Source organism: Aquidulcibacter sp., from assembly GCF_044346625.1.
Lineage (GTDB): Bacteria > Pseudomonadota > Alphaproteobacteria > Caulobacterales > Aquidulcibacteraceae > Aquidulcibacter.
Map to the genome: position 1 here is coordinate 1 of NZ_JBIIYV010000078.1, position 11,649 is coordinate 11,649.

Annotated in this window: 14 protein-coding genes and 1 tRNA gene; 4 read left to right on the forward strand and 11 right to left on the reverse strand. The window is 53.9% G+C overall.

What is annotated here, in order from left to right:
- Positions 1-9: 9 nt before the first annotated feature.
- From ACIQ20_RS14095 to ACIQ20_RS14110, 4 genes are all read right to left on the reverse strand, one after another.
- A complete protein-coding gene (locus ACIQ20_RS14095) occupies positions 10-960 on the reverse strand; it encodes an IS481 family transposase (protein ID WP_395781359.1) in 951 nt (316 codons plus the stop codon).
- Between the two features lie 114 nt (positions 961-1,074).
- Complete coding sequence (locus ACIQ20_RS14100; RefSeq protein ID WP_395781361.1) at positions 1,075-1,824, reverse strand: HIRAN domain-containing protein; 750 nt, start codon at positions 1,822-1,824, stop codon at positions 1,075-1,077.
- Positions 1,821-2,780: a hypothetical protein gene (locus ACIQ20_RS14105; RefSeq protein ID WP_395781363.1), complete on the reverse strand. Its 960-nt coding sequence runs from the start codon at positions 2,778-2,780 to the stop codon at positions 1,821-1,823. Before ACIQ20_RS14105 ends, ACIQ20_RS14100 begins: the two co-directional genes overlap by 4 nt.
- Before the next feature lie 314 nt (positions 2,781-3,094).
- A tRNA-Thr gene (locus ACIQ20_RS14110) sits at positions 3,095-3,170 on the reverse strand.
- A gap of 182 nt (positions 3,171-3,352) precedes the next feature.
- On the opposite strand from ACIQ20_RS14110, the gene ACIQ20_RS14115 reads away from it, so the two are divergent.
- On the forward strand, positions 3,353-4,033 hold the full coding sequence (locus tag ACIQ20_RS14115; protein WP_395781365.1) for a tellurite resistance TerB family protein: 681 nt from the start codon (positions 3,353-3,355) through the stop codon (positions 4,031-4,033).
- A 57-nt stretch (positions 4,034-4,090) separates the two neighbouring features.
- Here ACIQ20_RS14115 and ACIQ20_RS14120 read toward each other — a convergent pair whose 3' ends face one another.
- The 7 genes from ACIQ20_RS14120 to ACIQ20_RS14150 form a co-directional block, all read right to left on the reverse strand.
- Positions 4,091-4,558 (reverse strand): PTS sugar transporter subunit IIA, encoded by a 468-nt coding sequence (locus ACIQ20_RS14120; RefSeq protein ID WP_395781367.1) that lies wholly within the window; start codon positions 4,556-4,558, stop codon positions 4,091-4,093.
- 68 nt (positions 4,559-4,626) lie between these two features.
- Positions 4,627-5,229 carry a ribosome hibernation-promoting factor, HPF/YfiA family gene (gene hpf / locus ACIQ20_RS14125; protein WP_395781369.1) on the reverse strand — a complete coding sequence of 201 codons (603 nt, stop codon included), beginning with the start codon at positions 5,227-5,229 and terminating at the stop codon, positions 4,627-4,629.
- Positions 5,230-5,433: 204 nt separating this feature from the next.
- A complete protein-coding gene (gene rpoN / locus ACIQ20_RS14130) occupies positions 5,434-6,948 on the reverse strand; it encodes an RNA polymerase factor sigma-54 (protein ID WP_395781371.1) in 1,515 nt (504 codons plus the stop codon).
- 14 nt (positions 6,949-6,962) lie between these two features.
- Positions 6,963-7,727 carry an LPS export ABC transporter ATP-binding protein gene (gene lptB / locus ACIQ20_RS14135; RefSeq protein ID WP_395781373.1) on the reverse strand — a complete coding sequence of 255 codons (765 nt, stop codon included), beginning with the start codon at positions 7,725-7,727 and terminating at the stop codon, positions 6,963-6,965.
- Between the two features lie 43 nt (positions 7,728-7,770).
- A complete protein-coding gene (locus tag ACIQ20_RS14140) occupies positions 7,771-8,301 on the reverse strand; it encodes an LptA/OstA family protein (protein WP_395781375.1) in 531 nt (176 codons plus the stop codon).
- Between the two features lie 66 nt (positions 8,302-8,367).
- The gene (locus ACIQ20_RS14145; RefSeq protein WP_395781377.1) at positions 8,368-9,162 is read right to left on the reverse strand and encodes a hypothetical protein; all 795 of its coding nucleotides are present in this window, start codon (positions 9,160-9,162) and stop codon (positions 8,368-8,370) included.
- The gene (locus tag ACIQ20_RS14150) at positions 9,159-9,773 is read right to left on the reverse strand and encodes a ribonuclease D (protein WP_395781379.1); all 615 of its coding nucleotides are present in this window, start codon (positions 9,771-9,773) and stop codon (positions 9,159-9,161) included. Before ACIQ20_RS14150 ends, ACIQ20_RS14145 begins: the two co-directional genes overlap by 4 nt.
- Before the next feature lie 201 nt (positions 9,774-9,974).
- Here ACIQ20_RS14150 and ACIQ20_RS14155 point away from each other — a divergent pair, with 201 nt between their 5' ends.
- From ACIQ20_RS14155 to ACIQ20_RS14165, 3 genes are all read left to right on the forward strand, one after another.
- On the forward strand, positions 9,975-10,727 hold the full coding sequence (locus tag ACIQ20_RS14155; RefSeq protein WP_395781381.1) for a class I SAM-dependent methyltransferase: 753 nt from the start codon (positions 9,975-9,977) through the stop codon (positions 10,725-10,727).
- A gap of 270 nt (positions 10,728-10,997) precedes the next feature.
- Entirely contained in the window at positions 10,998-11,129 is a 132-nt protein-coding gene (locus tag ACIQ20_RS14160) for a hypothetical protein (protein ID WP_395781383.1), read from the forward strand.
- Between the two features lie 129 nt (positions 11,130-11,258).
- Positions 11,259-11,561 (forward strand): hypothetical protein, encoded by a 303-nt coding sequence (locus ACIQ20_RS14165; protein WP_395781385.1) that lies wholly within the window; start codon positions 11,259-11,261, stop codon positions 11,559-11,561.
- The last annotated feature ends 88 nt before the right edge of the window (positions 11,562-11,649 follow it).

Consider the following 11,649-nt stretch of genomic DNA (forward strand, 5'->3'; position numbering starts at 1 on the left):
TGCACCGCTCTAGGTGTTTGATCCCAGCTTTTGATGGTGTGGATTGAAGTTGAAGCGTTCTGGCTCATTTGTCCAGCATTTGCAGACGAACTCATAGGGTGTCAGGCCTTTGAGGGTTTTCAGTCGGCGGCCGTAATTATAGGCGTCGACGAAGTCTTGGAGGTGGGCTTTGAACTGAACATGGCTGTCGTAGTGATAGCGTTTGACGGTTGCTTCTTTGATGGTTCGGTTCATCCGTTCGACTTGGCCATTGGTCCAGGGGTGTTTGATTTTGGTGAGCCGGTGCTCGATGTCGTTCTCGTCGCAGACCCGGTCAAAGATATGTTCAAACGCGCTGGTGTGGTGAGCCATGTTGGTGAACTGGATTCCGTTGTCGGTCAGGATCGTGTGAATGCGATAGGGCACAGCAGCCACGAGATTGCGCAGAAACTCGGCTGCAATCATCTTACCAGCCTTTTGGTGTAACTCGACAAAGACAAACTTACTGGTTCGATCAATCGCAACGAAGAGACGCAGCTTTCCCTCAGCGGTTTGAACCTCTGCAATGTCGATGTGAAAATAGCCAATTGGGTAGGTCTTGAACTTGCGCTTTGGTTCTTTGTCACCCGTTACTTCTGGCAGTCTGCTGATGCCATGTCGTTGAAGGCAGCGGTGCAAAGAAGATCGTGTCAGGCTTGGGATCGTCGCCTGTAGGGCATAAAGGCAGTCATCAAGAGGCAACAATGTGTGCGTACGAAACGCGACAATGATGGCCTCTTCCTCAATGCTTAGAACCGTTGAATGCGCCTCTCTTGGCCCAGTCGGCAAGTCTTGAACCGCGGTGCGCCGCTTCCATTTCGCGACCGTCTTCTGATTGATGCCATAGCGATTAGCCAGCACTCTCAGGCTTTCTTGACTATGCTGTATCGCTCTACGGACTGCCTCTGTCGTTGTGGCGCTCCCGTGTAGAACTTGTCCCATAGCGATTCCCTCCATTGATGTGCAGATAATGCACCATCAAATGCTGGGATCAAACACCCTAGGCAAAGACGGTTTCTTTGAAGTCGATTACTTGGATGCAATTACTGCGCAACGTTAGGCCGCCACTTTTCCAACAGCTTCGCGCATCTGCACAAAAGCATATGCACGGGGCCGAGTTGGTGTGCCATTAAATCGGTGAACATATGCGCTTACGTCGTGCGTCTGGATTAGCCGCCCAAGCCCCTTGGCTTGAAGGCGGTTTATGTAGCCGACAGTTTCGGTGCCGTAGATTACCTTGATTGCATCGGGATCATGTTCGCTATCAGGCTCTGGCTGAAGCTGCAAAACTGCGCCACGCGGAACAGCTAGGCCCTTGTCGAGATAATGTCGAAATCCGACCAACTCTATGACCATATCCTGGGCGCTCGTGATGCTATCCAATGGATCCGTCAATGCAAAACCATCGCCGGGCAAGCGGGCACCGGTGGCTCCGAGCAAAGCCATATCGGTCAACATCTCACTGGGTTGCAGAAGATGGTGCTTTAGATAATCATTAAAGTCAGATCGTGACCGTGCCGCCAAACGTCGAGCAAGTGTTTCAGCCACACCTGTCTCAATAGGTTTAGCTAGATCATCTTTATGCGGGCCAAAAGCCGGGAAACCCCAATAGCCAGCCTGCCTAGCGGCGTGTATCGTACGACCATCGTTGTTGTTCTCAAACTCGGTGCCAGTGAAATACCGGAAACTGGATGGGACGCCGTTTCCAATCACTTCCCCAATTGACCAGCGTTTACGGTCGCTTGCCTCAATTGGCGGCTCCCATTCAAGAATGAGGCGGCTTGGTTGACCAAGATATTTGATCATTTGATCCACTTTACATTCTCCAGCGCCTGTTTCAGCCCTTCGCGTCGAGCAATCACTTGCAATTTCACAAATTCAGCGCGCAAGGTACTAAACTTCAAGTGCATGTCAAAAGCGGTCGCCCAGTCTGTAACTTCCGAAATTTGATTATCGGATAATTGAATCATGCTTTGTAGCTTTTGCCTAGATACATAGGGCGTTTCAGCGAGGTGGCGTACTAACGCAATATGTTGCCCATTTTCGTCACCGTCGAACCAACCGCAATGATGGACTCCCTTTTTTACAAACCGCGCCAAGTCCAATTGTGAAAGTGGGAATTTTTCCTCGCTCGTTTGCCAGCCAAGACTCGTGCCATTGTCGAAGACGGGAGCAAGGATATTTGCAGACCTTCCCTCTGGGCCACCTTGAAAGACTAAGAAGCCCCAATTTTCTGAGTGCCGGTCTGTGTTACCGATGAGCGCGTCGAAAGTTAATGCTCCTGTCCACCATTCGCGCCAATTGGCTACTCCCATTGATCGGCAAGCGGTTAGGTTCTCACGGATGCTTCCGATTCTCTCACTAAAGCTGCCTCGCCGCCCTTGTAGAATTTCCGCAGCATGCACAAATCGCGAGGGCGGCTCTTGATTTTGGTAGCCGAAAAAGAACTCAACCAATACGCCTGCCGAACCATTTGGACCATCCTGTGCTACAAAAGCTGGCGGCACCTGAATGTCCAGCACACGCCCAAATTCATATGCCAGGACCTCAGACCAAATCTGTTGAGCCTTCCATCCAATCGGCTTTTTGAAAAGATACTTGTGGCCACCAATTAAAAACTGGTGCGGTGCTGGGCTTGGGCAGATCAGGAACTGTTTTGGCTTCTTGCCTTGGGGGTAGTAAGGAAACTCCTCGTCAAGCTCCCAACTGGACACGTCTACGATTTCAGATTTTTCTTGACGTCTGCGAAAGCCGATTGCCACGTTGACTGACCCTAAAACTGGATTGCTGAAGGCGAAGTTTGGCATGATTTGCTATCGCGACCAGAGTATAAAGACCTAGCGGAAAAATCGTGGTCTTTGGCCGCCTCAAACAAGCTTCTCAATCGGCCTCAGACCAACATTTCCATAAAGAGCTCTCATGAGCCGCAGAAAAAAGCAGCTCTTCTTGCGGAACGCAGTCACGCATCTTGCCAGAACCTTGGTAGCAAATTGGTAGCAAACCAAAAATAGGTATCTAATTCGACCTATTTCGAAGCTTGATCCCTGCTGTAACGGATTGATTTTTAAATAAAAACTGGTGCCGCAAACAGGATTCGAACCTGCGACCCCATCATTACGAATGATGTGCTCTACCGACTGAGCTATTGCGGCACGTTTTCGATGTGGGCTGGCCCACGTCTTGCTCTGCCCGGCGGGGCAAAAGATGGGGCCTGATACAACGACGCAGGGGTTTGAGCAACTGTTCGTGAACACGCTCTTGCATGCAGGGCTTGCTCTCCCAATCTAAGGGCTATGGCTTGGAAATGAACCTAGCCGCCAAGGAGAGACGACGGATGTTTGACGCAAATAAGATTTTTGCTGCGCTGCAAAGCGAAGTGCCCAAGGCAATCTCTGCCATCAAGACTGAGGGTCAGGCTGGTGTTGATCGCGTCAAGACAGACGCGGGTGCCAAGAATATTGCGATGGGGGCAGGTGCCGCTGGCGTTTTGGGCGGCCTTCTTCTGTCTGGCGTCGCGGGGAAATTTGGACGCCAGGCGGCCACACTAGGCGGTCTCGCGGCTTTGGGCACGCTGGCTTATAATGCCTATCAGAAGCATCAGGGTCAGGCGGGTTCGGAAACAGCACCGAGTGGCGTTTTCTTACCCAGTTCTGCGCAAGATCAAGAGGCCGTCGGTAAAGCCACCATTCGCGCCATGATTTCTGCCATGAAGGCCGATGGTCAGATTGAAGCGACCGAAAAGGCGAAGTTGTTTGATCATCTGGCCAAGATCGACTTGTCAGATACCGAGAAGGCCTTCTTGTTCGATGAATTGGCCAAGCCTCTGGATATTCAGCAAGTGGTCGCAGGTGCGACCTCGCCCGAATTGGCGTTGGAGATTTATGCGGCCTCTCTGGTGGCGATTAATACTGCCGGTCCAGCCGAAAAGGCCTATTTGGCTGATTTGGCGGCACGCTTGCAGTTGGACACGACATTGGTCGCCAAGTTGCATGATGAGGCTTTGTTGCCAGCTTAAGCGCGCATCAATCGGCAAAAAAGGGGTCGGCCCAGCTTGTGCTGTGGCCGACCTTTTTTACGCGGCTTCTGACGTGGAGCTATGGCTTGTGAAGGCGTGGATGGCTGCTGCCGATCGGGCAGCGCGAAGGCCGTCGCGTATTTCTTGACGACGTAACAAACGCGAAATCCGCGCTAGCGCCTTTAGGTGATCCGCCCCAGCTTCTTCAGGCGACAGTAGGAGCACGACAATGTCGGCCGGCCGGCCGTCAGGCGCTTCAAAGTCAATCGGCGGGTCCAGCAAAGCCAGAACAGCCGCAGGGCACTTTAAACCCTTCAATCGAGCGTGGGGAATGGCAACGCCTTCGCCAACACCGGTGCTGCCCAAACGCTCCCGCTCCAGCGTTGATTCAAGCGTTGCCGACAGGTCTACCCCATAGGCAGACACGGCTGCTTCTGCCATGGTCAAAAGTACTTCATTTTTCGTTTGCGCTTTGATCCGGAAAACGATGGCGTCAGCGCGGATAAGGTCTGCTAGATCAGGCATATGGTCTTTTCTCGAGTCGGCCAATGCCCCCGCACGGGCCGACTGGTTTGAAAAATACTGCGTCGCAATCAGCCCGATACACTAGGGGCCGGATCAATCCAACCAATATTCCCATCTGCGCGCCTATAAACAATGTTTAGCTCGCCAGATCTGGGGTTTCGGAACATCAGAAACGGTGCCTCGCCCAGCTCTAACTGCATCACCGCAGTGGCCACAGGCATCGTGCGAATCACCGTTTTCGTCTCTGCGATCACGGCAGGGCCGGCTGGCACGCTCGCATCTTGCCCGTCATCAGCCTCATCCACATCATCGGATTCAATGACATTATAGGTGGCTTCTTCGCGCGGCATGGGCGCATGGTGTTTGGCATGATGGTCTTTTAGGCGGCGCTTGTAGCGGCGGACACGCTTTTCAATCTTCTCCAAGGCTGCGGCAAAGGCGGCATGAGGCTCTGAGGCTTCGCCGTTGGCTTCTAGGGTAATACCGGAATCTAGATGGACGATGGTTTCAACATGATAGAGGTGGCGCTGCTTGTCTAAGGTTACGATCGCTTCGCCATCGCGCGACACATATCGGCCGACCCCGATCTCAAGATCTTCTTGGATTTTGCCCCGTAAAGCCTCCCCGACATCGATGTTGCGGCCGGTGACTCTGACTGTGAGATTGCCCATCTTGGGTGCCTCCATCTACCTGGGTGCGGTGTGTATCCACCGTCACATCACTGTTGCATTGAAACAGCGCTTTGGGAAGATAATTTTGCGCTGAAGTGCGGCCACATCAAGGCAGTCTGGTGGTATATGTCTGCATAAACAATATATTTATCAAAAGATTAAATCAACAGATCAACTAAACCGTTAGCCGAACAAGGCGGCTAATCAGCCAACCCGGCTCATGGTCCTACGGCGCTGTACCGATGAGGGAATCCGCAAGGCCTCGCGGTATTTTGCCACTGTCCGACGTGCAATATCGACGCCCGTCTCACGCAGAATTTCAACAATTCGATCATCAGATAGCGGCGTTTCCTGCATCTCGCCGTCGATCAGACTCTTAATCCGATGGCGAACGGCCTCAGCAGAGTGGGATTCTCCACCATCTGAAGCATGAATAGCGGTGGTGAAGAAGTATTTCAGTTCAAACACGCCACGCGGGGTCGAGATAAACTTATTGCTGGTGACGCGCGAGACGGTGGACTCGTGCATCTCAATCGCGCGCGCGACATCTTTTAGGATCAGCGGGCGCAAGTGGGCGACGCCATAGGTCAGGAAGCCGTCCTGCTGGCGGACGATTTCCTTCGCCACCTTCAAAATCGTGCGGGCGCGCTGATCGAGGCTTTTGACCAGCCAGTTCGCATCGGCTTGGGCTTCGGCCAGATAGGAGCGCTCGTCCTGAGATCGCGCTTGGCGCGACACGCTCTCCGCATAGGCATTATTGACCAGGACCCGCGGCAACGTGTCGGAATTCAATTCAATCAGCCAAGTACCCATTGGTCCTTCGCGGACAAAAACGTCGGGAATAATGGCGCTTGATTCTGCGCTGCCAAACGTTGCGCCAGGCTTGGGCGTTAAGGCCCGGATCTCGGCGATCATGTCGGCCAGATCAGCGCCGTCGACGCCGCATATGTCATACAGGCTCTTCAGGTCATGCCGTGCCAAGAGGGGGAGGTTGGCCAAAAGGGCCTCCATCGCCGGGTCATAACGGTCGCGCTCTTTGAGTTGCGCGGCGAGGCATTCCTCCACACTGCGCGCACACACACCGGTCGGATCAAAGGTCTGCAAGGTTTGAACCACAAGCTCCAGCGCATCATGGCCAATACCTAAACGCTCAGCCACTTCGCTCATGTCGGCGCGCAAATAACCAGCGTCGTCGACGTGATCGATCAAATAGCTCGCAACCATACGATCGACGGGTGACGAGAAAGCCAGCACGGCTTGGCTCTCTAAATGATCGCGCAGCGACACCGTTTGCGTGAGGCGACTTTCGAAGTCTTCCAAATCTTCAAAGCCACCGCGGCCGTCGCCAGCTTTGCTCCAGTCCACACTCGAGCCAATCGCTTCGCTGGCTGGCATGTCGGCATCGTTGTGGACGTCCTCATAATTGGCATCAAGGGCTGCTTCAGCATGGGGATCGGGTCCCTCGCCATTGGCACATAATTCTTGTGGACCGTCAGAAGTGGCTATTGCTTCGCGGGGGTCAACCTCGGGCGTATCTTGGATGCCGTAATCGTCAGCGTCATCCAAGCGCTCTAGAACGGGGTTGCGCTCTAATTCTTGCTCGACATAGACAGCCAATTCAATCGTGGACATTTGCAACAGCTTGATCGCTTGCTGCAATTGGGGCGTCATAACAAGGCCTTGGCCCTGTCGAAGCTCCATGCGCGGTGCGATAGCCATTCTACTCGTCCCCGTTAGGCCTTAAAGTCCGCTCCAAGATAAACACGGCGGACGTCGGGCTGGTGTAACACTTCGTCTGGCGAACCCTCAAACAGGACCTCGCCGTCGAATATGATAGTCGCACGATCAATAATATTCAGTGTATCTCTGACATTATGATCAGTGATCAGCACACCAATGCCACGTTCCTTCAAAAATCCAATCAAATCACGGATATCAGCGATGGCGAGGGGGTCAATTCCGGCAAAAGGCTCGTCCAAAAGGATAAATGAGGGGTCAGTGGCGAGTGCGCGTGCGATTTCTAGGCGTCGTCTCTCCCCGCCAGAGAGCGAAGTTGCCCGCTGTTTGCGCAGCCGGTCGATTCGCAATTCAGTTAGAAGCTCTGTCGCGCGGAATTCGCGGGTGGTTGCATCGGGCTCGATTGTTTCCAGCACTGCCAGAACATTGTCTTCCACACTCATTCCGCGAAAGATTGAAGGTTCTTGCGGCAGATAGCCCAGGCCCAGACGCGCCCGGACATACATCGGCAAGAGCGTCACATCCTGACCATCGATCGAAATATCGCCAAAGTCTGGCTGAATCAGGCCCATGACCATGTAAAAGCACGTTGTTTTGCCGGCACCATTGGGCCCTAACAGACCCAAAACCTCGCCGCGCTTGAGGCTGAGCGAGACGCCATTGACGACTTGGCGGCCCTTATAAGCCTTGCCAAGGTCGCGCGCGATCAAGCCCATTTCATCAGGTGATACAGCGCTGGCAGCAGTATGGGATGGGCGCATGGTCGAAAATCCCTCTAACGTCTGGCACGATCGGGTTGCGAACTCATTTGGGGGCTGGGCCGCCCTTGGTCGCTTGGCCATTGTTCGGGAAAATCACTGCCCGCACGCGACCGTCCATCCCACGCATGGTCGAGGCCCTCGTCTTGGTGTTCAAGGTCAACATCGAGCCCTTAAGGACGCTTTGGCCCTGAACAGCGACAACATTGCCGAAAAACTGGACGGTATTGGCTGGGGCATCGAAGATGGCCCTGTCGCCGCGGATTTTTTCGGTCGGGGTGACATAGAAAGTCTCCCCCTCTGTGTAGACTTTGTCGATATCACCGTTGGACTGATTGGCTCCGCGCAAGTATGTTACGCGGATACGCGGCGCACGCAGCACAGCACCATCTTGCGCCACCGATGCATTGCCCACCAAGGTGCTAACGCCCGCTGCCGGATCATACACCAAATCATTGGCCGACACTTCTATCGGGCCGTTGCTGCTACTTGACTGGGCCAAGGCTGCGCCACCCACGAGGCCAAAGCCGAGCAGGATCGCAAAACTGGGTACAGCAAGGTTCTTAAACTGGGTCATATCAAGTCCATTGATAGAGATTCGACACTTCTAGCCACCAGACGCGCGAGCCCAATGTCAAAATTGTCAGTTGAGCTGGGCGATCACGTTACCCGTGAGGCGAAGTCTCCGGCTTTGCGTATTATACTCATAGCGGTCAGCGGCCCCTGTGCCTAGCTGTGATCGAATGCGGATTGCGCCCGTGCCAGTCAGGGTTCGGGTCTCTTTATCGAAATAAGCCCGCTCTGACGTCGCTTCCCCATCTTTAAATGTCACCCGCGCATTGCCGAGCAGGGCAATCGCCCCCTTGGCTTCATCCCATTGTAGCGATTGGGCCGTGGCGGCCTCGCCGCTGGGCAATACGATCTGGGTGCCGCCTTCTAACGTTAGAACAGAAGGATCGGACGTCCACATGGCCGAAAGGCCCGTTGCCCGTTCGCCCGTTTTGCGCGAGAAAACGACATTGCCTTTTAGCGACAGCGTCTGGACATCTTGCGACCAAATGCCCTCATCCGCTGTTGCGACGCTGCCGTCCGCGGTTTCCAGCTTTGGCTTTTCCAGACGTACCGCGCCGGCAGGATCGGAAATACTGCGCGTCGCTTTCAGGCCTGTGACCTTCAGCCGTTTGCCTTCGCGCGTATTGCCCACGAACTCAGGTGCGTCCATGACAAATTGGTCGCCCTGAACCAGCTTGCTGGTGTCAATCGCAGCCCCCTGCACCCCTCGCAAAATCACACTGCCGACCAAGAGCAGGGTCGATAAAGCCGCCCCAGCCAAAAACGCTACGCGCGTGGTCTTCACCCGAATGGTGCGCACGCGCGCATCATTCGGCGTCATGCGCCGCCTAGCGGCATGGATGGCGTGGGTGTCGAGAATTGTCATGCGTGGGAAAAGATGTCTGACTCAGCCCAGCCCATCAAGTCCAAATCGGCCCGGACCGGCAGGAAGTCAAAGCAAGCTTGCGCAATTTCCATCCGGCCCTCGCGCTTCAGCATCTCAACCAGACGGGTTTTGGCGGCATGCAGATAGAGCACGTCTGAGGCCGCATAAGCCAATTGCGCCTCGCTCAATTGCGCCGCGCCCCAGTCAGAGCTTTGTTGTTGCTTGTTGAGCTCAACGCCAACAAGCTCTTTCACCAAGTCCTTCAAGCCATGGCGATCCGTATAGGTGCGCACCAATTTAGACGCGATCTTGGTACAGAAGATCGGGCCGACCTTTATGCCCAAATATTGCTTGCACATCGCCACATCAAAGCGGGCGAAATGAAACAGCTTTTCGACCTTCGGATCAGCCAACAGGGCTTTCAAATTCGGGCAATCATAGGCCGGCCGATTCAGGCGGACGATATGCGCATTCCCGTCACCAGAGCTCAGCTGGACCACGCATAGAGCATCGCGCACCAAGGACAGGCCTAGGGTTTCAGTATCGACGGCCACAACGGGCCCTAAATCCAAGCCATCTGGTAAATCGCCCTCATAAGAATGAATTGTCACGTCTCAAGCCTCATCTGGTCACAAAATGGGGGTCTCGGTGCACCAGATTAAGGGGCGCGCCAAGCGTTGCCAACTTCCCTAAGCCTTTTTGCGCTGCACCGCAAAAGATGTTGCGTGTTGATTGCAGGCGCAGGCAGGTCCGGCTCTTTTAGATTGGCGTGAGTTCGAGCATAGAGGCGGAGAGATTTGGGTTGAGATTTGATGAGCAGTGAACGCGACACAGATTCTGACTGGAACCAACTCGGCGAGTCCGACCCCTTTTGGGCAGTCATCACCGACGAGCGCTTTCGGGCCGGCCGGATGGACGCCACAACGCGCGAAGCCTTTTATCAAAGCGGTGTAACCGACATCGACCAATTCCACACCGCGCTAAAGCGCCATTTTTCTGCTCCGGACCATTTTGAAGCCTGCTTGGATTTTGGTGCCGGTGTTGGACGCTTATTGGTGCCGATGGCGCAGCGCTCGCACCAAGCGGTGGGCGTGGACATTGCCGATTCCATGCGGGCGATCTGCCAAACGCGCTTGGATGAATTGGGGCCTTCACATGTGAAGCTTGTGGCAACACCCAAGGAAGCTGCCGCCTTTGGCCCGTTTGATTGGGTCAATTCCTTCATTGTGCTCCAACATATTCCCCCTGCCCGCGGGATAGTTTTGATAGAGGACTTGTTGGCTATGGTAAGTCCGGGTGGATTTTTGTCGCTGCAGGTCACAACCCATCGTGAGGCGCATCTGATGCCGCAGGACACCGCCGGCCCCGCCCGAAAGCTGCTACGCCAAGTTCGAAAGAGCTTGTTTCCGCGTCCCGAGATTGGGCAAATCACCATGTATGATTATGATGTCAGCCAAGTGCTCGCCCTACTAACCCGCGCCGGTTTCCCTCGCTTTGTCTTGGAACACACTGACCACGGCGGCCATCATGGCTACATGATCTATGCGCAGAAAGTGTCGGGGTGAGAAGTAACGCGTGCCGAGCCAACCAACATTCGACAAGTTAACTCTCAACGGAACGGTTTACGAGTTCAAAACGTGGATTCGACTCGGGAGAAAATTTTGGGCAGACTACGTTTGATTGAGGCGATTCGGATCCTTCGACCGATCCGAACCGCCAGTCGGCAAACCTGTTAGACGGGCCGTGCCGATAGGTGCTTTCAGAAAGCGTTTCCATTGAATCGCAAACTTGCGCTCTAGTCAACGGTCCCTCGCCCAAAAGCAAAGGGAGCTACAATGGCTCGCAAAACGTTCACCATTTCCAAAATTGGCCGCGATGCAAAGACTGGAAAATTCATTCCTGTTTCGCAGGCGAAACTTCGTCCCAAGACAGCTATCGTCGAAACGATCAAGCATCTGAATAAATAGGCATCTGCCTGAAAGGAGCGCAAGCGTAGGCTTGCGCTCCTTTCAACTCATTTATCCATGCGGTGCCATTGTTCAAACGGTTATGATGGTGCCTCCGTTATCTCAAAAACCTTGTCGGTGGAGCCAAGTATGGACAAACCCCTAGAAGTTAAGCCTTTCCCAGAAAGGCCGAAAAGCAGTCAGCCTTGGGAACCGATCCTACTTCCGTCAAATTTCATGAGGGACATATCTTCTGGACCGCAGGTCGCATTGGTCACACCACAATGCGCAACCCGAATAGGGCAGGTAATTACGGCTTGGTCTTCGATTGAAAATACGCTCGTCGAAATCATGGCCTATACCATTCATGCTGAAGAATGGGTTGCCGCAGAGCTTTTCCAAGATATTCGGCAACTAGGACCTGTTGACAAACTGGATTCCCAAATCATTTGAATTCTGATTCAAGGTAGCTTTTGAGGAGGCTATCTTGGCGCGGTTGTTGATGGAAGATGGAGAATGGACGTTCTTTGAGCCGTTTTTG

Coding starts and splice junctions, on each gene's coding strand:
- ACIQ20_RS14165 (WP_395781385.1), top strand. CDS start 11,259: ATGGACAAACCCCTAGAAGTTAAGCCTTTCCCAGAAAGGCCGAAAAGC.
- ACIQ20_RS14120 (WP_395781367.1), bottom strand. CDS start 4,558: ATGCCTGATCTAGCAGACCTTATCCGCGCTGACGCCATCGTTTTCCGG.
- ACIQ20_RS14145 (WP_395781377.1), bottom strand. CDS start 9,162: ATGACAATTCTCGACACCCACGCCATCCATGCCGCTAGGCGGCGCATG.
- ACIQ20_RS14140 (WP_395781375.1), bottom strand. CDS start 8,301: ATGACCCAGTTTAAGAACCTTGCTGTACCCAGTTTTGCGATCCTGCTC.
- rpoN (WP_395781371.1), bottom strand. CDS start 6,948: ATGGCTATCGCACCGCGCATGGAGCTTCGACAGGGCCAAGGCCTTGTT.
- hpf (WP_395781369.1), bottom strand. CDS start 5,229: ATGGGCAATCTCACAGTCAGAGTCACCGGCCGCAACATCGATGTCGGG.
- ACIQ20_RS14155 (WP_395781381.1), top strand. CDS start 9,975: ATGAGCAGTGAACGCGACACAGATTCTGACTGGAACCAACTCGGCGAG.
- ACIQ20_RS14115 (WP_395781365.1), top strand. CDS start 3,353: ATGTTTGACGCAAATAAGATTTTTGCTGCGCTGCAAAGCGAAGTGCCC.
- lptB (WP_395781373.1), bottom strand. CDS start 7,727: ATGCGCCCATCCCATACTGCTGCCAGCGCTGTATCACCTGATGAAATG.
- ACIQ20_RS14095 (WP_395781359.1), bottom strand. CDS start 960: ATGGGACAAGTTCTACACGGGAGCGCCACAACGACAGAGGCAGTCCGT.
- ACIQ20_RS14160 (WP_395781383.1), top strand. CDS start 10,998: ATGGCTCGCAAAACGTTCACCATTTCCAAAATTGGCCGCGATGCAAAG.
- ACIQ20_RS14100 (WP_395781361.1), bottom strand. CDS start 1,824: ATGATCAAATATCTTGGTCAACCAAGCCGCCTCATTCTTGAATGGGAG.